This is a genomic window from Pseudidiomarina terrestris, assembly GCF_030466405.1.
GTDB classification, from domain to species: domain Bacteria; phylum Pseudomonadota; class Gammaproteobacteria; order Enterobacterales; family Alteromonadaceae; genus Pseudidiomarina; species Pseudidiomarina terrestris.
Genome location: NZ_JAGGJF010000002.1, coordinates 157,348 through 178,628 on the forward strand (window position 1 = coordinate 157,348; position 21,281 = coordinate 178,628).

At 52.3% G+C, this 21,281-nt stretch carries 23 protein-coding genes; 16 read left to right on the top strand and 7 right to left on the bottom strand.

What is annotated here, in order from left to right; genetic code table 11:
* Window positions 1-2 precede the first annotated feature (2 nt).
* Window positions 3-911, bottom strand: a complete 909-nt coding sequence (gene hisG, locus J6J34_RS04975; RefSeq protein ID WP_301720013.1) for an ATP phosphoribosyltransferase — start codon at window positions 909-911, stop codon at window positions 3-5.
* Window positions 912-1,270: 359 nt separating this feature from the next.
* On the opposite strand from hisG, the gene J6J34_RS04980 reads away from it, so the two are divergent.
* From J6J34_RS04980 to J6J34_RS05025, 10 genes are all read left to right on the top strand, one after another.
* Window positions 1,271-3,202 (top strand): DNA repair helicase YoaA, encoded by a 1,932-nt coding sequence (locus tag J6J34_RS04980; protein WP_301720014.1) that lies wholly within the window; start codon window positions 1,271-1,273, stop codon window positions 3,200-3,202.
* Window positions 3,199-3,897, top strand: a complete 699-nt coding sequence (gene tsaB, locus J6J34_RS04985) for a tRNA (adenosine(37)-N6)-threonylcarbamoyltransferase complex dimerization subunit type 1 TsaB (protein ID WP_301898582.1) — start codon at window positions 3,199-3,201, stop codon at window positions 3,895-3,897. The genes J6J34_RS04980 and tsaB overlap by 4 nt, the downstream gene beginning before the upstream one ends.
* Window positions 3,898-3,942: 45 nt before the next feature.
* Window positions 3,943-4,512: a Slp family lipoprotein gene (locus J6J34_RS04990; RefSeq protein ID WP_301898583.1), complete on the top strand. Its 570-nt coding sequence runs from the start codon at window positions 3,943-3,945 to the stop codon at window positions 4,510-4,512.
* Window positions 4,513-4,516: 4 nt separating this feature from the next.
* Window positions 4,517-5,410: an alpha/beta fold hydrolase gene (locus J6J34_RS04995; protein ID WP_301773769.1), complete on the top strand. Its 894-nt coding sequence runs from the start codon at window positions 4,517-4,519 to the stop codon at window positions 5,408-5,410.
* A 71-nt stretch (window positions 5,411-5,481) separates the two neighbouring features.
* A complete protein-coding gene (fadD, locus tag J6J34_RS05000) occupies window positions 5,482-7,167 on the top strand; it encodes a long-chain-fatty-acid--CoA ligase FadD (protein WP_301898584.1) in 1,686 nt (561 codons plus the stop codon).
* Window positions 7,164-8,312 carry a ribonuclease D gene (gene rnd, locus J6J34_RS05005; protein WP_301720019.1) on the top strand — a complete coding sequence of 383 codons (1,149 nt, stop codon included), beginning with the start codon at window positions 7,164-7,166 and terminating at the stop codon, window positions 8,310-8,312. The genes fadD and rnd overlap by 4 nt, the downstream gene beginning before the upstream one ends.
* Before the next feature lie 13 nt (window positions 8,313-8,325).
* On the top strand, window positions 8,326-8,589 hold the full coding sequence (locus J6J34_RS05010) for a YcgL domain-containing protein (RefSeq protein WP_301720020.1): 264 nt from the start codon (window positions 8,326-8,328) through the stop codon (window positions 8,587-8,589).
* A gap of 38 nt (window positions 8,590-8,627) precedes the next feature.
* On the top strand, window positions 8,628-9,569 hold the full coding sequence (locus J6J34_RS05015; protein ID WP_418055171.1) for a lytic murein transglycosylase: 942 nt from the start codon (window positions 8,628-8,630) through the stop codon (window positions 9,567-9,569).
* 15 nt (window positions 9,570-9,584) lie between these two features.
* The gene (locus J6J34_RS05020; RefSeq protein ID WP_301898585.1) at window positions 9,585-10,223 is read left to right on the top strand and encodes a fumarylacetoacetate hydrolase family protein; all 639 of its coding nucleotides are present in this window, start codon (window positions 9,585-9,587) and stop codon (window positions 10,221-10,223) included.
* A gap of 1 nt (window position 10,224) precedes the next feature.
* Window positions 10,225-10,677: a YcgN family cysteine cluster protein gene (locus J6J34_RS05025; RefSeq protein WP_301898704.1), complete on the top strand. Its 453-nt coding sequence runs from the start codon at window positions 10,225-10,227 to the stop codon at window positions 10,675-10,677.
* A 6-nt stretch (window positions 10,678-10,683) separates the two neighbouring features.
* Here J6J34_RS05025 and dsbB read toward each other — a convergent pair whose 3' ends face one another.
* Window positions 10,684-11,205 carry a disulfide bond formation protein DsbB gene (dsbB, locus tag J6J34_RS05030; RefSeq protein ID WP_301720023.1) on the bottom strand — a complete coding sequence of 174 codons (522 nt, stop codon included), beginning with the start codon at window positions 11,203-11,205 and terminating at the stop codon, window positions 10,684-10,686.
* Between the two features lie 186 nt (window positions 11,206-11,391).
* On the opposite strand from dsbB, the gene fadR reads away from it, so the two are divergent.
* On the top strand, window positions 11,392-12,102 hold the full coding sequence (fadR, locus tag J6J34_RS05035; protein WP_301773775.1) for a fatty acid metabolism transcriptional regulator FadR: 711 nt from the start codon (window positions 11,392-11,394) through the stop codon (window positions 12,100-12,102).
* Window positions 12,103-12,179: 77 nt separating this feature from the next.
* Here the strand turns inward: fadR and J6J34_RS05040 are convergent, their stop codons facing one another.
* Window positions 12,180-12,761 carry a superoxide dismutase gene (locus tag J6J34_RS05040; protein ID WP_301898586.1) on the bottom strand — a complete coding sequence of 194 codons (582 nt, stop codon included), beginning with the start codon at window positions 12,759-12,761 and terminating at the stop codon, window positions 12,180-12,182.
* 239 nt (window positions 12,762-13,000) lie between these two features.
* Here J6J34_RS05040 and J6J34_RS05045 point away from each other — a divergent pair, with 239 nt between their 5' ends.
* The 5 genes from J6J34_RS05045 to rluF all read left to right on the top strand — a co-directional run bounded on the left by J6J34_RS05045 (window position 13,001) and on the right by rluF (window position 16,693).
* Complete coding sequence (locus J6J34_RS05045) at window positions 13,001-13,339, top strand: Grx4 family monothiol glutaredoxin (RefSeq protein ID WP_301720026.1); 339 nt, start codon at window positions 13,001-13,003, stop codon at window positions 13,337-13,339.
* 36 nt (window positions 13,340-13,375) lie between these two features.
* Entirely contained in the window at window positions 13,376-13,981 is a 606-nt protein-coding gene (locus J6J34_RS05050; RefSeq protein ID WP_301720027.1) for a peroxiredoxin, read from the top strand.
* 94 nt (window positions 13,982-14,075) lie between these two features.
* Window positions 14,076-14,588: a GNAT family N-acetyltransferase gene (locus tag J6J34_RS05055; protein ID WP_301898587.1), complete on the top strand. Its 513-nt coding sequence runs from the start codon at window positions 14,076-14,078 to the stop codon at window positions 14,586-14,588.
* A gap of 99 nt (window positions 14,589-14,687) precedes the next feature.
* Window positions 14,688-15,785: a serine hydrolase domain-containing protein gene (locus J6J34_RS05060; protein WP_301898588.1), complete on the top strand. Its 1,098-nt coding sequence runs from the start codon at window positions 14,688-14,690 to the stop codon at window positions 15,783-15,785.
* A 95-nt stretch (window positions 15,786-15,880) separates the two neighbouring features.
* Window positions 15,881-16,693 (top strand): 23S rRNA pseudouridine(2604) synthase RluF, encoded by an 813-nt coding sequence (gene rluF, locus J6J34_RS05065; RefSeq protein ID WP_301773779.1) that lies wholly within the window; start codon window positions 15,881-15,883, stop codon window positions 16,691-16,693.
* 61 nt (window positions 16,694-16,754) lie between these two features.
* Here rluF and J6J34_RS05070 read toward each other — a convergent pair whose 3' ends face one another.
* The 4 genes from J6J34_RS05070 to J6J34_RS05085 form a co-directional block, all read right to left on the bottom strand.
* A complete protein-coding gene (locus tag J6J34_RS05070; protein ID WP_301773780.1) occupies window positions 16,755-17,105 on the bottom strand; it encodes a VOC family protein in 351 nt (116 codons plus the stop codon).
* An 82-nt stretch (window positions 17,106-17,187) separates the two neighbouring features.
* Window positions 17,188-18,612 carry an ATP-dependent RNA helicase DbpA gene (gene dbpA / locus J6J34_RS05075; protein ID WP_301898589.1) on the bottom strand — a complete coding sequence of 475 codons (1,425 nt, stop codon included), beginning with the start codon at window positions 18,610-18,612 and terminating at the stop codon, window positions 17,188-17,190.
* A 129-nt stretch (window positions 18,613-18,741) separates the two neighbouring features.
* Entirely contained in the window at window positions 18,742-19,131 is a 390-nt protein-coding gene (locus J6J34_RS05080; protein ID WP_301720035.1) for a RidA family protein, read from the bottom strand.
* A 94-nt stretch (window positions 19,132-19,225) separates the two neighbouring features.
* The gene (locus tag J6J34_RS05085) at window positions 19,226-21,187 is read right to left on the bottom strand and encodes a serine hydrolase (protein ID WP_301898590.1); all 1,962 of its coding nucleotides are present in this window, start codon (window positions 21,185-21,187) and stop codon (window positions 19,226-19,228) included.
* Between the last annotated feature and the right edge of the window lie 94 nt (window positions 21,188-21,281).

Below are 21,281 nucleotides of genomic sequence, written 5' to 3' on the forward strand. Positions count from 1 at the left end.
GATTACCCCATCATTTTTTCAATTGGCAGCACGAGAATGGAGCTACAGCCTACCGCTTTCAGCTCTTCCATGGTTTCCCAGAATAAGGTTTCGGTGCTGACCACGTGCACTGCCACCAGCTCGTCGGTGTGGCTCAGAGGCAGTATGGTTGGATCTTCAGCGCCGGGTAACAGCGCGGCGACTTTATCTAAGGCGGCGCGCGGTGCGTGCAGCATGATGTACTTGCTCTCGCGAGCCATCTGCACGCCATCAAGGCGCGGCAATAATTGATCGATCAGCGCCTGCTTGGCGGCATTGAGTGGCTCAGGGCGCTGGATCAGCTGCGCCTGACTGGTGAAAATCACTTCTTTTTCGACCAGGCCGTTGGCTTCCAGGGTGGCGCCGGTGGAGACCAGATCGCAAACCGCATCTGCCAGCCCGGCGCGCGGTGCAACCTCAACACTACCGGTGAGCACGGCGGTGCTGGCACTGATGCCTTGGCGTTGCAGGTAATCCTGTAACAGGTAAGGGTAGGTGGTCGCAATGCGCTTGCCGGCTAAATCCTTCAGGCCGTTGTAGTTGTCCTCTTTAGGTACCGCAATCGACAGGCGGCAGCCGCCAAAGTCGAGGGGACGCAAGCGCTTAATTTCAGCAGGTAATTTTGTCGCGACGCGCTCCAGCCGGGCTTCTTCAAGTACGTTCTCGCCCACCAGACCCAGATCAACAACGCCGTCCATGACCAGACCAGGGATGTCATCATCCCGCACGCGCAACAGATCAATCGGCTGATTGCTGCTGTGCGCCAACAAGCGCGCCTCATGCAGGCTAAACTTCACGCCACAGGCTTCCAGCAGTTTCATCGACTCTTTACTGAGACGACCCGATTTTTGAATTGCGATGGTTAAGCGTGCTGAATTTGTATCGACAACCATGTTTTATAACTCCTATAAAAAAACCCCAAAAGGTTGCCTTTCGGGGTTCGTAATGGGTGAAGGCAACCACCAATGTGTCAGCCTTCCGCGTACAATACGAGGCTAACGTCGTCGTTGGATATGATGATGATGCCAGTTGTTGTAACGCATTTGTGGTCCTTGAAATTTGCAATGGGTGAATTGTATAGATTTCAAAATATCGATTCAACCCTTTGTAATCAGCTTACCAAGATTTCTTGTATGGCAAGTTGTATAGCATTTGGTTTGAGCTCAGCTTTGCTGATGAGCGTAGCCATTCAGAGTAAGTTACGCTAACCTAGCGACTACCGATCACCCCCAACGAAAGACCGCGCCGAGCGATGACATCCGTAGCCCAATATTTTCAACCTGACAGTGCACTCGCCTCGGCTTTACCTGGCTTTTCACCACGCCCCGCGCAGACGGAAATGGCGACCGCTATTGCACAGGTTTTAAAAGATAAGTCTCAGCTTGTGGTGGAAGCGGAAACGGGGACGGGGAAAACCTACGCCTATCTGGTTCCCATTCTGAAAAGCAAAGGCTCTGCAATCATTTCGACGGGCACCAAAGCCCTGCAGGAGCAGCTGTATCACCGTGATTTACCTGCTCTGCGGGATGCGATCGCACCACAAAAACAGGTCAGTCTGCTTAAAGGTCGCAGTAACTATCTGTGTCTGCACCGTCTGGCGCAAAGTCAGGCGCATGCCAGCGAGCTCTCGATGACGGTACAAAAACAAGTGGTTGAGGTAAAACGCTGGGCGGCGCGCACAGAAGATGGCGATGTTGGTGGACTCAGCAGTTTGCCTGAGGACGCCGAAGTACTGCCGCACGTGACCAGCACCGTCGATAATTGCCTTGGCCGTGATTGTCCCGACTACGATGATTGCTACCTGGTTAAAGCGCGCAAAAATGCGCTGGAAGCGGATATCGTGGTGGTTAATCACCATTTATTTTTTGCCGATATGGCACTCAAAGATATTGGCTTTGGCGAGCTGATCCCGCATGCCGATGCACTGATCTTTGATGAAGCCCACCAGTTGCCAGATATTGCCAGTCAGTATTTTGGTGAGGCGGTCGGCAGCCGGCAGTTACAGGAGCTGGCACAGGAAGCTAAGGTGCTTTATCTGACCGAGCTGAAAGATCTACGCCAGCTGGACAAAGCTGCCGACAAACTCATCGGTAGTCTGCGCGATTGGCGACTGGCGTTTCCGGTGGATCCGCAGCGCGGCAACTGGCGCCAGGCACAGCAGCAACCGCAGGTGCAGGCCGCCGTTATGCAACTCAGCGAGAACCTGCAGTTTTTTGCCAATGTCGCCAAGGGGGCGCTCGGCCGTAACCAGGACCTGGACAGCATTTACGAGCGCTGCGTACAGTTTTTGCATACCTGGGAGCTGTTGCAGGATACCCAGCGTACCGGTTTCAGCTTCTGGTTTGAAACCACACCAAGGCAAGTCACTCTGCATCAGACGCCGTTGCAGGTGGCGGATAAATTCGGCAGTTATGTCGGCAACTCTGATGCCAGCTGGGTCTTTACCTCAGCAACCCTGGCTATTGGCGACGATTTTACCCACTTCACCCGCCTGTTGGGCCTGGAGCAAGCGCGGACACTGTGCCTGCCAAGTCCGTTTGCCTTCGCTGAGCAAGGCATCTTGTGTGTCCCGCGTTACCTGCCGCAGCCTCATCAGCATGAGATGCTGGATCATCTGGTGCAGATCACCACGCAGGTACTTGACGTGAATCAACAGGGCGGCACTTTTGTGCTTTTTACCAGTCACCGCATGTTGCAGCGAGTGGCCGAACGACTGGCCACGCTGACCGACCGACCACTGTTTGTGCAGGGCAGTACCAACAAACGCGAATTGCTGGCAGATTTTATCAAAGCCGGTAACGGCGTGCTGCTGGGAACCTCGTCATTCTGGGAAGGGGTGGATGTGCGCGGGCAGGCGTTGACCTGTGTGATCATCGATAAGCTGCCGTTTGGCTCGCCTGATGATCCCCTGCTGCAGGCACGCATTGAGGACTGTCGATTACGTGGAGCTGAACCTTTCACTCAGGTACAATTACCGCCTGCGGTGATCGCGCTGAAACAGGGCGCCGGACGCCTGATCCGTGATAGCAGTGACCGCGGCGTATTGATCGTTTGCGATCAGCGTTTGGTGAGCAAACCTTACGGGCAACTGTTTTTGGCCAGCTTACCCCCCTTACGCCGCACCCGAGACTTGCCTCAGGCATTAGAGTTTTTAGCAGAAATTAATGGAGATGTATCGGAATGAGCGCGGTATTACTTGCAATTGATACAGCGACCGAACAATGTTCTGTCGCGTTAAGCTACGGCGATCAATGTTTTCAGCGCGCCGCTGTGACCCCGCGTGAGCATTCCCAGCGGGTACTGGGGTTTGTCGAAGAGGTGTTAGGTGAAGCTGGTATCACCCTGGCCGAGGTGGACGGCATTGTCTGTGGTTATGGTCCGGGCAGTTTTACCGGCGTGCGCATCGGTGTTGCCATCAGTCAGGGACTCGCATTCAGTCACAATTTACCGGTTTATCGCGTCTCTACATTAGCAGCTTTGGCGCAACAGGCGATACGTTGTCACGATGCCAAGGCTGTGATCAGCGCCATCGATGCGCGCATGCAGGAAGTCTATGTGGCAAGCTACGTCAATGACAACGGCCTGGCACAGCCTGTCAGTGCAGCACAAATGGCGCCCTTAGCGCCCCTAAAGGAACAGGGTTGGTGGGCGGATATCAGCGCGCGCGCTGCAGTTGTAAGCGGTGCAGGTACCGGCTGGCAAGCCTACGGCAGTCAGCTTGACCCTGACACGCAGGTGCAGGTGCTGGATGCTGTGACCTTACCGCTAGCGCAGGATATGCTCACTCTGGCAAAACAAAGTGAACCTGTGGCGGCAGAAGAACTCGAACCTTTATATGTGCGTAATGAAGTGACGTGGAAAAAGTTACCCGGGCGTTAATCGCGCAACGGGGCAGAGCATTCCAATCGAATGAGGAGTACGAACATGTTGAAATACTGGCTGACAGCACTGGGAGCTTTGACTCTAAGTGCATGTTCGACGGTTCCGGATGAGCTTGCCGTTGCTGAAGGCACGAATTTGACGCCCTACACAGTAGCTCTGGAGTCTCCTGAGCAAGTGCAGAATAAACCGGCGCGCTGGGGTGGCGTTATCGCTGAAGTACGCAATACCGATTCCGGTACCATCGTTGAAGTGGTCAATTACGACTTGAATTCGTATGGCCGTCCGGCCGTTTCGGATAACAGCGACGGTCGTTTTCGGGCCAAACTCGACGGTTTTGTCGATCCTATGGTTTATAAAAAAGGCCGTAGCATTACCTTCATCGGTATCGTGCAAGCGCCCGAGGAAGGGAAGATCGATGAGTTTCGTTACCTGTTCCCGACCCTGGACGTGACCGGCAAATACCTTTGGAAAGAAATCGATAAGAGCCCGATGGAAGTGGATTACAGCTCACTCTGGTATCGTCATCACTGGTATTCACCGCCATACCGGGTCTACTATCCAGTGCCGGTGAGAACCAATGGCGGTAATCAGGACGATAACAAGAACAACTAAACCTATGACCAACACCTATACACAGGCTCGGCAGCATGCTGAGCCTGTTTCTTTTCAGCTGAACTGGGGCAGCGTGGCTGGCTTGCGTTGGGGGAATGCCAACGGCAAACCTATACTGGCATTGCATGGCTGGCTCGATAACGGCCACAGTTTTTTGCCGCTGGCGCAGCAATTTCTGACCTCGGATCTGGCGAAGAGCCATCAGTTGCTGGCTATCGACTGGCCCGGGCACGGACTCTCGCAGCACCGTCCTGCCGGTAATTATTACCCCTTTCTCGACTATGTCTACGATCTGGTGCAGTTGTGTGAACAGCAAAACTGGCAGCAGGTTGAGGTGGTCGCTCATTCGATGGGCGCCTTTGTCGGCAATTTATGGGCCGGTATTGAGCCTCAGCGGGTCCGTCATCTGTTAGCGATTGAAGCTTTTGGCCTCTTAAGTAGTCCGGAGACTGCTATTCTTGATGATATCCGTCAGGGATTTCGCAGCCGACTGCAACAACAGGGCAAACGCCGTCCACATTACCCGAATTTCGACGCGGCGGTGCTGGCGCGTCAGCAAGCCGGTGATTTTGATACCGAGGTGGCTCAGTTACTGGTGGAGCGTGGTTTAGAACAGCTGGCTGAAGATGATTTTCGGTTTCGGGCAGACGGCCAATTACGGACAAAATCGGTATTACGGCTGACGCCACTGCAAATACGCTCCATTTTGGCAGCGATTGAGTGTCCGATAAAGCTGGTGTTAGGCAGTCACGGCCACCGTGAACGCATCGAACTGGCGCTGCAGCAGTGGCAAGATGCCGTGCCACAACTTGAAATTGTCGAGGCCGCGGGTGGGCACCACGTGCACATGGAGCAGCCAGATGCGGTGTGGCGCGAATTTACTGCGATGTTGGCATGAGTTCACGGCTAGTTTAAACTGGTCGGATATGCGAAGATTGGCAAAAAATAATGAGTCAGGAGCACCAACGCGTGGAAAAAACTTGGTTACAACGCTATCCGGCAGGGGTCCCAGAAACCATCGACCCTGATCACTTTAATTCACTGGTCGACATTTTCGAGCAAAGTGTCGAAGCCTATGGCGACAAGACCGCCTATGTGAATATGGATCATGAAATGTCGTTTCATGAGCTGGATGAAGAAACGAAAAAGTTCGCAGCGTACCTGCAGAGCAAAGGCCTGAAAAAGGGTGACGCGATTGCCATAATGATGCCGAACTTATTGCAATACCCGGTGGCGTTATTTGGCATTCTTCGCGCGGGCATGACCGTGGTCAATGTGAATCCGCTTTACACGCCGCGCGAGTTGAAGCACCAGCTTAGCGACGCACAATGTAAAGGTATCGTGATCCTGGATAATTTCGGCCATACACTGGAAAAAGTGATCGGTGATCTGGATCTGGACCATGTGATTTTGACCGGAATTGGCGATCTGCTGCCAAGCCCTAAGCGTTGGATCGTGAACTTTGTAGTGAAGCACGTTAAGCGTATGGTGCCCAGCTACAAGCTGGCGGGCACGGTGACTTTCCGTGACGTCCTGGCTAAAGGTGCCAAAGCGACCTACCAGCGCCCTGAAGTGAGCGGCGATGATCTGGCGTTCCTGCAATACACGGGCGGTACTACTGGGCTGGCCAAAGGTGCAATGCTGTCGCATCGCAATATGGTCGCGAATCTGGAACAGGTGTCTGCCATTGTGGCGCCTTTGGTGAATGATGGCGAAGAGACCATTATTACCGCTTTACCGCTTTATCATATCTTCGCGTTAACGGCGAACTGCCTGACCTTTATGAAGCATGGTGGCAAGAATATTCTTATCACCAACCCGCGCGACATGCCGGGCTTTATCAAAGAGCTCAGCAAGCATAAGTTCTCGATTATCTCCGGCGTGAACACCTTGTTTAACGGCCTGCTTAATACTGAAGGCTTCAAGGAACTTGATTTCTCGCACCTGAAAATAGCGCTGGGCGGCGGCATGGCCGTGCAACGTTCTGTGGCTGAACACTGGGAGCGGGTGACCAAGCAACGCCTGTTGGAAGGCTATGGCTTAACAGAATGTTCGCCAGTAGTCACAGTGAACCCAACGGACATCGAGCATTACAACGGCACCATTGGTATTCCTTTACCTTCAACGGACGTTCGTGTCGTCGACACGGAAACCGGTGAAGTACTGGGCCAGGGTGAAGAAGGCGAACTGCAGGTGCGCGGTCCGCAGGTCATGGTGGGGTATCTGAACCAACCTGAAGAAACCGACAAAGTAATGCAGGATGGCTGGTTCCTGACCGGTGATATCGGCCGCATGGAAGAAAACGGCTTTTTCAAAATTGTTGATCGTAAGAAAGATATGATTTTGGTGTCGGGCTTTAATGTCTACCCGAACGAAATTGAAGATGTCATTGCGGAACACCCGAAAGTGCTGGAAGTTGCTGCTGTCGGCGTGCCGCATGACTCGTCGGGCGAAGCAGTGAAGGTCTTCGTGGTGCGGAAAGATCCATCACTCACGGAAAAAGAGATGATTGATTACGCCCGCGAAAACATGACCGGTTACAAAGTGCCTAAGTTTGTCGAGTTTCGTGACGAACTGCCGAAAACCAATGTTGGTAAAATCCTGCGTCGTGAACTTCGTGACGAAGAAGAAGCTAAGGCGAAAAACGACTCGTGACCATAGCCTTTCAATTGATAACCAGCGCAGCTGCGTTGGGTGAATTCTGTGAACATGCGCAGGGCGCGGAGTTTATCGCGGTCGATACCGAGTTCGTGCGCACTCGCACTTACTTTGCGCGGCTCGGACTGGTGCAGATCCAGGCCGGCGAACGCACCGCACTGATTGATCCGGTGGCGCTGGCTGCAGAAGATGATGGCCAGGCGCTGTTGCCGCTTTGGCAGTTACTGGCTGATCCGCAGACCACCCTGGTGATTCATGCCGGTGGCGAAGACTATGAAATCCTGCACCAGCACATGGGACAACTTCCGAACGCCATTTTTGACACCCAGATCGCCAGCGCCATGCTTGGGGATGGCGATGCTTTAGGCTACGCGGCGCTGGTTGAGCAACGGCTTGGTGTTGCCATCGATAAGTCGCAGTCACGCACCGATTGGATGAAGCGGCCGCTGGCGCCGGAGCAGCTCGATTACGCCGCGGCGGATGTATTTTATTTGCAGCAGTTGTATCCAGAGTTATATGAACTGGCGCAAACACAGGGCAAGCTTGAGCTGATCCTGCAGGAAAGTGCCTGGCAGGCGCACAAACGGGCGCAAACGATCCCGGATGAATGGCAGTTCCTGTATTTTGGTAACGCCTGGCAATGCGACCCCGAGCAGCTGAGTGTGCTGCGTGAGTTAGTGGCCTGGCGCTATCAGCGTGCGCGCAGCTCTGATTTGCCACTGGGCTTTATCGCCAAAGATCATACCTTGCTGGACCTTGCGCGGCAGATGCCCGACAGCAAGAACAAATTGCGTTACTTTAAAGAACTCTCGCCAGTGACCATCAAGTACGCCGGCGACGCCCTGTTGGGCGCTATTGCCAAAGGTCGTGACAATGGACCCTTGGATATTCCGCTGCTGCGCCTGACCGATCTGCCGAACTACAAAACCATGTTCAATGCGATAAAAAAACTGGCGCAACAGACCGCTGACGAGCTGGGTATCAATGTGGCACTGATAGCCTCCCGCCGTCAGATTAATGACGTGCTGCACTGGTGCTGGCAGATTCCGTCGCATGCGCAAGACCAGTTGCCGCTGCCGGACTTGTTCACAAGTTGGCGAGGGGCTAAGCTGAAGCAACCGATCGAACAATTATTGAAGTGAGTGGTAGCAATCTATGTTGTGTGCTGTCTATCGAAGCCCGAAACGGGTGGATACCTACCTCTATATCGCGCATCCTGCCGATTTCTCTGTGTTACCGGAGCCGTTAGCGAAAAGTTTCGGGGAACCTAAGCACGTGATGACGATAGCCCTGACGGATGAGCGAAAGCTGGCCCGGCTATCGGTCGCTGAACTGAAAGAACATTTACAGGATCCCGGCTATTATTTGCAGATCCCGCCACCGCCAGAGAATTTATTAAAGAAGGAATTGGCAAAATGAAAAAATTGATGTCGATGGCACTGGTTGCCACTGCTTTGATGCTGACCCCTAAGCATGCCATTGCCCAGGATGAAGCCGGATTTGCAGACTACGTTGAAAAGATTAAGGTCGAAGCGCTGGAGCAGGGCTACAGCAGTGAAACCCTGGAAAAAGCTTTTGCCAACGCAAAATTTTACCAGCGCTCGGTGAGTGCCGACAAGAACCAGCCAGAGTTTAAACTGACGTTGGACACCTACCTGCCACGAGCTGTGCCGGAATGGAAAGCTAAACAGGCACTGGAGAAATACAACGAACATAAAGAACTGCTCGAAGAAGTCGGCAAAGCCTATGGCGTGCAACCGCGCTTTATTGTGGCGTTATGGGGCATCGAGACCAATTTCGGCTCTTATACCGGCGGTTTTGATGTCGTTTCAGCGCTGACCACCATGGCCTATGAAGGCCGTCGTGAAGAATTCTTTAAGAAGCAGCTATGGCAGGCGTTGACCATCATCCAGGACGGTCACATTGACGTGGACCAGATGAAAGGCTCCTGGGCCGGTGCCATGGGCCAGACGCAGTTTATGCCAAGCTCATTTATGGCCTATGCGGTCGACTATGATGGTGACGGCCGTAAGGATATCTGGAACTCCATGGGCGACGTTTTCGCATCGGCGGCAAATTACCTGAAAAATGCAGGCTGGCGCGACGATGTGACCTGGGGCCGGCAAGTGCAACTGCCTGCGGATTTCGATGTTTCCATTGCGGAGCTGAAAAACAAAAAGAGCCTGGCTGAATGGCAGGCATTGGGTGTGCGTCGCATGGATGGCAGCGATCTGCCGCAGCGCGGTGACATTGAAGCCGCTGTGGTCATTCCGGACGACAAAGAAGGTCGGGTTTATCTGGCCTATGCCAACTACGATGCGCTGATGCGCTGGAATCGTTCGCATTACTTTGTGGCGGCGGTCGGCTACCTGTCGGACCGTATTCGCTTTCCGCGCTGATCCCGAACCAGTGCCATGTTGAAGCCTTCGAAAATTGTCTGTGTGGGTCGCAATTATGCGGCCCATGCAGCTGAATTGAATAATCCCATTCCTGCCGAACCTTTGCTCTTCATCAAGCCGCCCAGCAGTCTCGCAAAGTTACCCGAGGTACGTATTCCAACGGATCGCGGCGCCTGTCATCACGAGCTGGAGCTGGCGGTTCAGGTGCAGCAGCGCTTACGTCGGGCGACTCCGGAGCAGGCCAGCGCCGCCATCGGCCAGGTCACTCTGGCACTGGATCTGACCTTACGCGAGCTGCAAGACAAACTAAAGCAGCAAGGGCAGCCCTGGGAGCGTGCTAAAGCCTTTGACGGTGCCTGTGTACTGGCGGAGTGGTTAGTGGTCGATGACCCGGCACAGTTGCAGCAAGCCAGCTTCAAGCTCTTCTGTGATGAGCACCTGCAACAACAAGGTGAAGCGACGCAGATGCTGATGCCCATCGCTGAGCTGATCGCGCACATCAGTCATACCTTTACCCTGGAGCCAGGGGACGTAGTGCTGACAGGTACGCCTGCAGGGGTAGGTCCCTTGCACGTTGGTCAGCAACTCGATCTGCACCTGCAGTTCGGTGCAATGCGCGGCCACTGGCAGGGCAAGGTCATAGCAGATGAGTGAGATTCCGTTCTGGCAGCGCAAGAGTTTTGCCCAGATGACCCACGCGGAGTGGGAATCCCTGTGTGATGGCTGCGGTAAATGCTGCCTGCACAAATTGATCGACAGTGACGATGAAGACGACACCGTGCATTACACCGACGTCTCCTGTGTGTTGCTGGAATGCGACACTGCGCGCTGCAGCAACTACGCAGAACGCACGCAGTTTGTGCCAGATTGTGTGGTGATCACCCCGCAGAACGTCTACGAACTGGATTTTATGCCGACCTCATGTGCCTACCGGCGCCTGGCTGAAGGTCGTGGCTTACCGAGCTGGCATCCGCTGCGCAATGATGGTTCTCGCAAAGCGATGATAGCAGCAGGAATGAGTGCCGCGGGGCGAGTCCAGAACGAAAACGAGGTCCATGAGGACCTCGAATTAAGAATTGTGACCTGGCCGCTAAGAGACCGCAACTAAGGCCGACTAGAATTTGCGCGCGCCCAGCAGCCGCAGCACCAGGACCAGCCCGCCAAGTACCGCGTAGAAGGCAAAGATGATGCGCAGCCATTCCGGCATGCTCATATCCAGGAATGACCAGTTAATATCTCCACATAAGCCGGTGGCGCCGAACATACCAGGTAGCCACTCGTGCAGCGGCATCCAGTCAGGAAACTGGGGAAAGGTATCGCAGACTGCGAAAAAGGAATTCTTGGCCTGCTGCGCAGCAACATGATTATTGGCAATGATGAAGCCCCAGATGGCCGCAGTCAGCCAGCCGGCATAGCCGACCAGTCGTGCTAACATAAACTTCGGTGCAATGGCTGGAACTAAAGCGGCTAAGCCCACGCCCAGCACAGCGACACGCTGATAAATACATTTCACACAGGGGGCAAGATCCATCTGGTACTGCATGTAAAGGGCTGTCGCAAAAAGTGCAAATGCCGAGGCAGCGAGCAAGGCCCAGGCGCCGCGGCGCTCGGGAAGTTGGGCGAAAAAGCGCATCATGAAGACATCTCTTGTTATAGGTTTTGCGGAAAAGATAGCGAAGCACGCGGATGATGTCGATAGATTTCTGAAAAGCAATGACGACAAAACTTGTCCGACCATTGGAAAGCCTGATAAAATCAACGGTCATAACATTAATACTAATCTAGCCCTTACCGGTTTGATTCACAGCAAATAGGCCACTTCATGATTATCAAGGCACAAAGCCCTGCGGGGTTTGCAGAAGAATATATAGTGAAGTCCATTTGGAATGGGCACTTCGCGCCGGGTACGATTCTCCCTGCCGAACGTGAGCTTTCAGAATTGATTGGCGTGACCCGAACGACCTTACGTGAGGTGTTACAACGCTTGGCGCGTGATGGCTGGTTAACGATTCAACACGGTAAGCCGACCCGGGTAAATAATTTCTGGGAAACCTCTGGTCTGAATATTCTGGAGACGCTGGCGCGGCTTGACGAAGAGGGCATGCCGGAACTGGTGGATCAGTTGCTGTCGGCGCGCACCAACATTAGTGCGATTTATATTCGTGCGGCCGTGCGCAATGCACCGGAACGGGTCGCTGAACTACTGGCTGAAGCTGAAGGGCTGGAAGATACCGCCGACGCCTTTAGCGAATACGACTATCGTTTAAACCACGATCTGGCAATGGCATCAGGCAATCCAATTTACGTCTTGGTACTTAATGGCTTTAAAGGATTGTACTCGCGCATTGGTAACTTTTATTTCTCCAATGATGACGCGCGCAAACTGGCCCGCAAGTACTATGCAGATTTGAAGAAAGTAGCGACTGAAGAGAAACGCGACGAAGCGGCGCTGCTGGTCCGCGATTATGGTTATGCTTCAGGTCGTATCTGGCATAGCTTACGTGGTGATATTCCAGCGAACCTGATTGAGTAAGAGCACTTTTGCTGTAGCAATAAAAAGCCCCGCAGTGCGGGGCTTTTTTCGTAAAAACTTTCGCTCTGGAGCGGGAATTAACCGTAGTTTTTCGCTACGAAGTCCCAGTTCACGATGTTCCAGAATGCGTCTAAGTAGTTTGGACGCGCATTACGGTAATCGATGTAGTAAGCGTGTTCCCAAACATCAACAGTCATCAGTGGGGTGACCGCGCTGTTGGTGATAGGGGTATCGGCATCGTCCGTATTGGCAATAGCAACTGAGCCGTCAGCTTTTTTCACTAACCAGGTCCAGCCTGAACCAAAGTTACCTGCTGCTTGCGCTTTGAACTCTTCTTTAAATTTATCGAAAGAACCGAATGCAGAATTAATTGCATCGGCAAGTTCACCGCTTGGCTCACCGCCGCCATTTGGGCTTAAGCAATGCCAGTAGAAGGTGTGGTTCCAGACCTGCGCTGCATTGTTGAATACGCCACCAGAGGAAGATTTAATGATATCTTCAAGTGACTTATTTTCCATGTCAGTGCCTTTGACAGCATCGTTCAGCTTGCTTACGTAAGCAGCGTGGTGCTTGCCGTAATGGTATTCCAAAGTTTCCGCAGAGATGTGCGGCTCAAGAGCATTTTTTTCATAAGGTAATGCTGGTAGTTCGAATGCCATATAGACTCTCCATTCTTGCTTTTGTGAATTTATTGGACTCGTTCTTATTTTAGCATTGAAAACGAATCTTCAAGTCTCAATATACCTAGATATAGGCAGAAAAGTTTATTTCAAGTGTAGTAAGCAAATTTTAAATTGTCAGTAGATGGTCCCTTTGCTGGCCTGCTGTACTGCAATCCTTGTGCTTGATGTGATAAACTTGCCGCCATTAACTCGCTTAAAGAAGTAAGGACGAAGGCATGGAAACTGTAGAGAAAATTAAGCAGCAAATCAGCGAAAATCCGATTCTGCTTTACATGAAAGGTTCGCCAAAATTACCGAGCTGTGGTTTTTCTTCACAGGCCTCGCAAGCGTTGATGAGCTGTGGTCAGCCATTCGCGTATGTTGATATCCTACAGAATCCTGACATTCGTGCAGAATTACCAAATTATGCCGACTGGCCGACCTTTCCACAGCTGTGGGTTGAGGGTGAGCTCGTCGGTGGTTGTGATATTATTTTGGAAATGTTCCAAAAAGGCGAACTACAAGAATTAATTAACGAAGTGGCAGAGCGTCATCCTGCGCCTTCGGAAGATTAAGTTTCATTCAGTACAACAACATTACGGAGAAAAAAAATGGGTGTATTAGTAGGCCGTAAAGCTCCTAATTTCACTGCATCAGCAGTATTGGGAACAGGTGAGATTGTTGACGACTTTAACTTGCATTCGCAAATTAAAGGCAAAAAAGCAGTCGTATTCTTCTATCCTTTGGATTTCACCTTTGTATGTCCTTCTGAACTGATCGCTTTTGATCACCGTTTAGAAGAATTCAAAAAGCGTGGCGTGGAAGTGATTGGTGTGTCTATCGACTCACAATTCACCCACAACGCATGGCGTAACACCAGTGAAGAAAATGGTGGTATTGGTGAAGTTAAATACCCATTGGTTGCTGACGTGAAGCACAACATCTGTAAAGCCTATGATGTTGAGCACCCAGAAGCTGGTGTAGCCTTCCGCGCGTCATTCCTGATCGACGAAGAAGGCACTGTTCGTCACCAAATCGTAAACGACCTGCCATTGGGCCGTAACATCGACGAGATGATTCGTTTGGTAGACGCGCTGAACTTCCACCAGGAACACGGCGATGTATGCCCAGCTGGCTGGAAAGAAGGCGACGAAGGTATGAAAGCTGACGCTAAAGGCGTAGCTGACTACCTTTCGAAAAACGCAGGTAAGCTGTAACAGGCCACAAGCGTTAATAGTGTTAGAAGGCCGCCATTGTGCGGCCTTTTTTGTTGCTGGTAGCAGTGGGTAGAAGTAGGTGTAGGAGAATGCTGTGTTAGTACCCATCCAAAAAGACGATTTTGAGCTGGTGTCCAGCTGGCTGGCAGACCCTGAGGATCATTTTAAAGTGTGCGGCAACGCCTTTAGTTATCCGCTGAAACGCGAAGTTTTCGATGCTTTCTTTGTCGCAAGTGCTGGCGACCCTGAGGTGCGTTTGTGTTTTAAATACTGCGTCGGCGAGCGGGCTGTTGGCATGGTGCATTTTACTCGTATCGATCGACAAAATGATTTTGGTCATATTGGAGTGGCTGCGGTGGACCCGGCGGCTCGCTCTGGTGGCTATGGCCGTGCGATGTTTGCCGCAATCTTACGCAAAGGTTTTGCCGAACTGAACTTTCACCGTATCGATTTGAACGTGTTCGAATCCAATCCTCGCGCGCTGAAGTTTTACCAGGAAGCTTTCGGTTTTAAAGTCGAAGGTTTAGCACGCGATACCATCAAGAAAGATGGCCAGTATCAGGGGTGGTACACCCTGAGTTTGCTTCGTCCGGAGTGGCAGGAATAGAGAAATCGTATCAGCGAAGAACTTTTTTGGGTCCCGTCTCGACTTAAATGCGGTAGTTACTGAATAGACCGAACCATAGGCGATAGAAGGGCACTGAAGATGATTCGACTGATACTTGGTTGTGTGGCATTACTAATAACTGGGGCGGCAACCGCCAGCGATATCAATAGCCAGACAAAAGCATTTGAAGACTACTTACTCGAGCTCAAAAAAGAAAAGCATATTCCCGGGTTATCCGTTGCCGTTGTGAAAGATGGCGAAATCGTTTACGAAAAAGCTCACGGTATCTCGCATTTGGAAGGGCAGGTGCCAGTCACCACCCGCACGCCATTCTGGATAGCATCGGTCAGTAAGTTTTTTGTTGGCACCGCCTTTTTGAAGTTAATTGAAAATGGTGAACTGAGTTTTGACGACACGCTGAATTCCGCCCCGGGCTTTGCAAAGTACTGTCAATGGCTGGCCGGTTCCGGAATTGTGTTTGGTAAGAATCTGAACTGCGACCAGACCTTTAAGCTGAAACATGCGTTGAACCATGTCGTCAACGGCAGCGTCGATACCCGTTTCTTTTACAACTCCATTTTCTACTCCCGCCTGTCGCGTTTTCTTGAAGCAAAACGCGGTAACCCGATAGAGCTTGCTGAAGGCCGTCACAACGAGCTTGCCCAAGCAATTACCGCCTCGATTCTGGAACCTGCGGCGATGAACGACTCTATTGCAGGACTATGGGATGAAACGCGTATGGACGTGTTTTTCCGTCGTTCACGGGGTTTTGGTATTGAGGATAATCATTACGTTCTGCGACGTATGCCCGAGCGGCACATGGCCGGTGGTGCTGGCGTGAGTTCGACTGCGGGGGACATCGCCCGGTTTGATATCGCGCTTGATGCGGGCAAAATTCTGTCACCAGAGTTTATGGCGTACACCACCAACGAATACACCACAGCCGAAGGTAAAACCATTCCTTACGCTTACGGGCGCTACATTCAATGGGTGGATGGTGAAAAGATCATCTGGCACTCGGGTTGGGACGAAGAGATTGGCTTTACTGCGGCCTATATAAAGTTCCCTGAGCGCGGTATTACCGTGGTGGTGTTAGCGAATAACGAAGGTTTGTGGTGGGGGAATCCGCTCGATGGCGCTGCCATTGAAGAATCGCCCGTGTTTCGCAAAGCCAGTGAGATCTTTACTGTTCATTAAGAACAACAGGCGCAGGTATTTTATCGCTTTGATGGCACAGGAATAAGGCTCTTTGCTACACTAGAGCCCTTAGTAGCAGCGCAAGCAGAGGGTTTATGCCTGAGTCGGCATCAAAACGGTTAAATAAATTTATCAGCGAGAGCGGTTTTTGCTCGCGTCGGGAAGCGGACCGCTTTATTGATCAGGGCGCGGTAAAAATTAACGGTAAGCCTGCTGAGCTGGGCCAGCAAGTCGCACCTGGCGATGAGGTCACGGTCAACGGTCAGAAGATTCAGGCCACGGATAAAGAAAAATTCGTGTTTATTGCGCTGAACAAGCCGGTCGGAATTGTCAGCACTACAGATTCCGCTGAGCCCAAGAATATGGTGGATTTTGTCGGTCATAAAACCCGTATTTTTCCAATCGGGCGGCTCGATAAAGACTCACAGGGCCTGATTTTTCTGACCAGCAATGGCGATCTGGTGAATAAGATCCTGCGGGCCGGTAACAAACACGAAAAAGAGTACGTGGTAACTGTTGATCGACCCATAACTCCCGACTTTATTCGGGGCATGGCTAGCGGTGTGCCAATTCTGGGAACAATGACGAAAAAGTGTAAAGTGCGCCAGGAGTCCCAGTTCAGTTTTCGCATGACCTTGATTGAGGGCATGAACCGCCAGATTCGCCGCATGTGCGAGCACTTCGGTTACGACGTGCGCAAGCTGGAACGGGTGCGCATTATGAATGTCAGGTTAGGCAGACTGCAGGTTGGTCAGTGGCGGAACCTTACTGAAGATGAACTGGCGGAATTGATGAAATCAATCGAGCATTCGTCCTCAGAGGCACCTGCGGGTCATCGCCGACGTAAGCCACAGCCCAAGTCCGCGCGTAAGCCTTTCACTAAGCCGAGTTCTGATCGGCGCCGCTAGGTAGAAGAGAATAGGCGTCAGGGCAGGAAATCGCCCTGACGCACGCAAGGAAAATCAGGAATTAAGACTCAGACCAAACCGCGTATTCGTTACCGCTAGGACAAGTAAACTGAAAGCGGCGCCCGCCGGGGAAGTCGAAAATTGATTTCGAGATCTTACCGCCCGCCTGTTTAACTCGCTCCAGACTGTCCTCTAAATCTTCACTGAACAGCACCACTAAAGCACTGCCATTTTCCGTGTGAGCAACAAGATCCGAGCGAAAGAAGCCACCGTGAAGGCCTGCTTTTTGAATCGCAGCATAGTCATCACCGTGGTCGTAATACTCCCAGCCAAAGGCCTGGCTGAAGAAGCGTTTGGTGCCTTCCATATCGCGAACGGGAAACTCAACGTAATTGATAATTTCTTTGCTCATAGTTTTCCTCTGCTTTGTTTCGTGGCGATTCGACCACGGTGAACGATAAGCCGGTGTTCCAGATCAAGTATAGTCAATAACGTCAGCTTTCAAGTAAGGTCCGGGCGCGGAAGCGCTTGTTTTTAATCTTGTCGTTGTTGAGCAATGCCAGCGCGTGCTTGGCTTTGTTGGTTTTCACCGCGACATAGGCCCACTGTGCCTGCACTTTGATTTTACCAATGTCGTCCATGCTCAGCTGCTGGTCGCGGGTCAAGGCACCAACAATGTCGCCGGGCCGCAGCTTATCTTTTTTGCCGCCGTTAAGCTGCACGGTGACATAAGCAGCCACCAGCGGCTTCGCATCTGATTTGCGCTCGGGTAAAGGCTGCAGCTGAATTGGCGCAGAGAGGGTATCCTCCAGCAGACGCAGTCGGTAGTCGTCTTTGATTCCCACCACAGTCACCGCCAGACCTTCGGCACCAGCACGGCCGGTACGGCCAATACGATGGGTATGGGTGGCGATGTCGTGGGCCAAATGCACGCTGATTACCAGATCAAGTTCGGCAACGTCTAAGCCGCGCGAAGCCACGTCGGTCGCCACCAGAATCCGGGCGCTGCCATTACTGAAGCGCACCATGGCCTGATCGCGATCTTTTTGCTCCATGTCACCGTGCAGGGCAATGGCGCTGTGACCGCGCGCAGCCAGGGTGTCAGCCAGGTTCTGGGTTTCCACTTTGGTGGTGCAGAACACCATACAGTTGTCAGGCTGCAGTTCGAGCAGTACGCGCTCCACCGCTTCTGCCGCGGGCGTATCAAGTTGCTGATAGAAACGTTGACGAATGGTGGTCTGAGTTTGGGTCGCGGCGACTTTGATGATGTCAGCATCGCGAGTCATTTGCTTGGTCAGCTGACGAATCCCCTGCGGGTAAGTCGCGCTGAATAGCAGGGTCTGTCGGGCAGCTGGTAGCTTGGCGACAATACCTTTTAATTCGTCTTCAAAGCCCATTTCGAGCATGCGGTCGGCTTCATCAAGCACCAGGCTTTGCAGGCTGGCGAAATCAATCCGCTCCTGTTGCAGGTGATCAAGGATACGGCCGGGCGTGCCCACCAGAATATGTGCACCGTGCTCTAAGGATGCGGCCTGTGAGCGCGCAGGAACACCACCACAGAGGGTTAAGACCTTGACGTTGCCCATGGCCTTTGCCAACGCGCGAATCGCTTCAGCGACCTGCTCAGCGAGCTCACGGGTGGGGCAGAGCACCAGCGCTTGCGGTGCAAAGGAGCTGGTGTCCAACTTCGACAACACACCCAGCGCAAAGGCCACGGTTTTCCCAGAGCCGGTTTCCGCCTGCACGACAACATCTTCAGCGCGGAGGATCTTCGGCAGACTATAGGCCTGTACGTCAGTCATTTGTTCGAACCCGGCATCCTGCAAGCTACTTAAGAGCGCATCGGAGAGCTTGAGTTCGTTGAAACGCCGCACGGCTGGTGTCGTTTCTGGCGAGTTTGCAGGGTTTGATTCTGACATAGTTCTGGTTCACTTATTCGGAGGGCGCGTCGCGAGGCACATGGCGCTTAAAATTAGCGCGGTAGTATAACAGACTCTCAGCGCCCCGCGATCTTATTGAAGCGTTTTGTCATCTTTTTCAGACAGTGTTCAAACCCGCGCCTCGAGCTCAATCTCGACCATAAATTCCGGCAACGCGAGACCTTTCACTTCCAGCCACGAACCGGTGGGAAAGTGCTTGGTATAGAGCTGACTGCGATACTCGGACACCGCCAGAAAGGCGGCCATATCCGTGGTGAAGACATTCTCAACAATGACATGGTCGAAGGTGCAGCCATAATGCGCTAAGACCTTTTTCAGATCAGCATAGACATTTTTCATTTGTTGCTCGATGTCATCAACAGCCGTGGGCGCGCCCTGATCATCCATGCTTACTGCGCCGGAGATCTTAATTTCATCGCCGATTTTGACGGCATGCGTGTAACCATAAGCCTTTTCGACCTCTGGCCGTAATTGAAAGTAATCCCGTTCAATGCTCATCTGCGTTGCTCCTCAGAGTTGTTCGCCTAAGCGAGTCAAGAAGCATTTAATGTAGTCGAGGAAAGTGAGCCTGACACTATTTAGTGCCATGCGGTCACTTATCGGTGTCTGCTGGTTCATTACTGTGGCGCGCTTCAAGCGCGCCGAACACTTTGCCGATAATGCTATAAAGGTTTTGCTGATCAAATTGATAATCGGTTTCCGTGTGCACGCGATGAACGAAGACAAGATCAGAGCTAGGGTAAACACCGAGCATGTGGATGCCGATGCCAGTATGAAAAAACGCGCGTTCTGGACGCTGCTCGTTGGGGTTGATAACATTCCAAAGCATGCCATAACCAAAGTCCATGTAGCGATTGGTTAAAGAGTAGGACGTGGTACTTTGTTCAATCCACTCACGGGATAAAATACGTTGCCCATTCCACACACCGAAGTTTTCGTAGAGCTGCCCGTAAAGTGCCATATCGTAAGCAGACATACGGAAATGGTACGCGGGGAATTTAGATTTCTCAGGTTCATATTGATAAAAACCATCCACTTCTAGCTGACTAATGTCGGTGTCTTCATCAATGGTTGTGTAGCTACCTTTAAAATCTTGCATACCTAATGGCTTAGCAATTTCCCGGTAGAAGGCAGTGTAGATCGATTCGCCGGTCAACTTTTCAAAAACGGCTCCGGCGACGTTAAAGTCCCAGTTGTTATAAATGTACTGCTCGCCGGGTTCAAACTTACCGCGTGGAGGCATGGCTGCGAGCATTCCTTCTGAGGTTGCGGCAGAGGGTAAGTAGATGCCCGAGCGCGATTGCAGCAACTGACGTATGGTCGCGGTCTTTTCGGCCTCGGTTAATGGTGTTGAATCATCAATACCCAGCTCAGCCAAAGTCGCATCGAGGTCGATAATACCGCGCTCAACGTATATACCGTAAAGCGAGTTCAGCATGGCCTTGCGAATGGAGTGAATGGTGTGTTTTTCATGGATGTCGCCATACTCAAACACGACTTCACCGGCCCGCATAAGGACCATTGACGAGGTGCCCGAGGTTTGCAGAAACTGCTCTAGCTCGTCGAGCTTATGGGCATTAAAGGATGCCTTGCTGTCATAACATACTGGATTCTTAATTGCGGCAACTGCACGGCGCAAAATGTCCTGTTGGGCCGCAGCATTGGCCTCTGGGCGTCCGCCCAGGACGATCGTTTGCGAGTTACCAAGTGTGACTTCGGTCAGATTCTTTGGCAGCCCGGGCGCGATGGCATGACCTGCAGCTGGATAAATGATGGATGTCACCCGCGCTGCAGGTCCGACGGTCGCAAGCTGCGCTTGTATGGCCTGAGCCATTTCGTCGGCAGGCCAGAGCCGGTCATCCGCGCCGGCAAACAACAAAACTTCAGCTTGAATCGAATTCACATCAATGCGAGCCGCCACGGCATCAGCATGTTGTAAATCCTGTTGAAAATAGCCTCGGCCAATAAAGCGTTGCGCGGAATAGTCAGGGTTGGAGTGGCGCGGCACAAAGGTCAATGGCTGGCCGTTAAGGGTCCAGGCTGATGCTTGAGTATCGCCCACAGCTCCCCATACGTGAGAACTGGGCGCAATAGCCATCACCGGGCCATAGTCGCTGGAGTTCGCGCCGAGCAGTAAAGCGAGTTCTGCACCGCGCGAACTCCCCATAACCGGCACTTGCTGACACTGATTGCGACTTAGCTGCGTTGAGGTATCGATATAGTTAAGCGCCGCATCAAAATACTCAAGTGGAATACTGTTAAGCGTTTCTGGCAAATTTGGCAGGCCAAAATAGCCGACGGCCAGCGCCGCAATGCCTTCTTCAGCGAGAGCTTGTGCGGTCGCTTGCGCGCCACCTAATCCGCCATCTGAGCCGCCTAGCACGATCACTGTTGGCATCGCGCCTGCGCTCTCTTTCGGCGCAATTAACAGTGCCTGAAGATCGCTTTGGTCAATACGTTGCACCTGCAAATGCTCTGGATAGCCAGGCTCATTACAGCCGATTAAAAGGAGTGCCGAGGCCAAGAGGCCAACGCGAATACTATTAAGGGTCATGATTTTTCTCGGTTTTTTGTTTATTAGACCCACAGGCTGTTACAGAATCAAGCTGAATTTGTAAACAGGTGTTAAACGCAATCGAGGCTGCCGG

Excerpts from the sequence above, each read along its gene's own strand:
- hisG (WP_301720013.1), bottom strand. The coding sequence starts at position 911 with ATGGTTGTCGATACAAATTCAGCACGCTTAACCATCGCAATTCAAAAA.
- J6J34_RS04980 (WP_301720014.1), top strand. The coding sequence starts at position 1,271 with ATGACATCCGTAGCCCAATATTTTCAACCTGACAGTGCACTCGCCTCG.
- tsaB (WP_301898582.1), top strand. The coding sequence starts at position 3,199 with ATGAGCGCGGTATTACTTGCAATTGATACAGCGACCGAACAATGTTCT.
- J6J34_RS04990 (WP_301898583.1), top strand. The coding sequence starts at position 3,943 with ATGTTGAAATACTGGCTGACAGCACTGGGAGCTTTGACTCTAAGTGCA.
- J6J34_RS04995 (WP_301773769.1), top strand. The coding sequence starts at position 4,517 with ATGACCAACACCTATACACAGGCTCGGCAGCATGCTGAGCCTGTTTCT.
- J6J34_RS05010 (WP_301720020.1), top strand. The coding sequence starts at position 8,326 with ATGTTGTGTGCTGTCTATCGAAGCCCGAAACGGGTGGATACCTACCTC.
- J6J34_RS05015 (WP_418055171.1), top strand. The coding sequence starts at position 8,628 with ATGCTGACCCCTAAGCATGCCATTGCCCAGGATGAAGCCGGATTTGCA.
- J6J34_RS05020 (WP_301898585.1), top strand. The coding sequence starts at position 9,585 with ATGTTGAAGCCTTCGAAAATTGTCTGTGTGGGTCGCAATTATGCGGCC.
- dsbB (WP_301720023.1), bottom strand. The coding sequence starts at position 11,205 with ATGATGCGCTTTTTCGCCCAACTTCCCGAGCGCCGCGGCGCCTGGGCC.
- fadR (WP_301773775.1), top strand. The coding sequence starts at position 11,392 with ATGATTATCAAGGCACAAAGCCCTGCGGGGTTTGCAGAAGAATATATA.
- J6J34_RS05040 (WP_301898586.1), bottom strand. The coding sequence starts at position 12,761 with ATGGCATTCGAACTACCAGCATTACCTTATGAAAAAAATGCTCTTGAG.
- J6J34_RS05045 (WP_301720026.1), top strand. The coding sequence starts at position 13,001 with ATGGAAACTGTAGAGAAAATTAAGCAGCAAATCAGCGAAAATCCGATT.
- J6J34_RS05050 (WP_301720027.1), top strand. The coding sequence starts at position 13,376 with ATGGGTGTATTAGTAGGCCGTAAAGCTCCTAATTTCACTGCATCAGCA.
- J6J34_RS05060 (WP_301898588.1), top strand. The coding sequence starts at position 14,688 with ATGATTCGACTGATACTTGGTTGTGTGGCATTACTAATAACTGGGGCG.
- rluF (WP_301773779.1), top strand. The coding sequence starts at position 15,881 with ATGCCTGAGTCGGCATCAAAACGGTTAAATAAATTTATCAGCGAGAGC.
- J6J34_RS05070 (WP_301773780.1), bottom strand. The coding sequence starts at position 17,105 with ATGAGCAAAGAAATTATCAATTACGTTGAGTTTCCCGTTCGCGATATG.
- dbpA (WP_301898589.1), bottom strand. The coding sequence starts at position 18,612 with ATGTCAGAATCAAACCCTGCAAACTCGCCAGAAACGACACCAGCCGTG.
- J6J34_RS05080 (WP_301720035.1), bottom strand. The coding sequence starts at position 19,131 with ATGAGCATTGAACGGGATTACTTTCAATTACGGCCAGAGGTCGAAAAG.
- J6J34_RS05085 (WP_301898590.1), bottom strand. The coding sequence starts at position 21,187 with ATGACCCTTAATAGTATTCGCGTTGGCCTCTTGGCCTCGGCACTCCTT.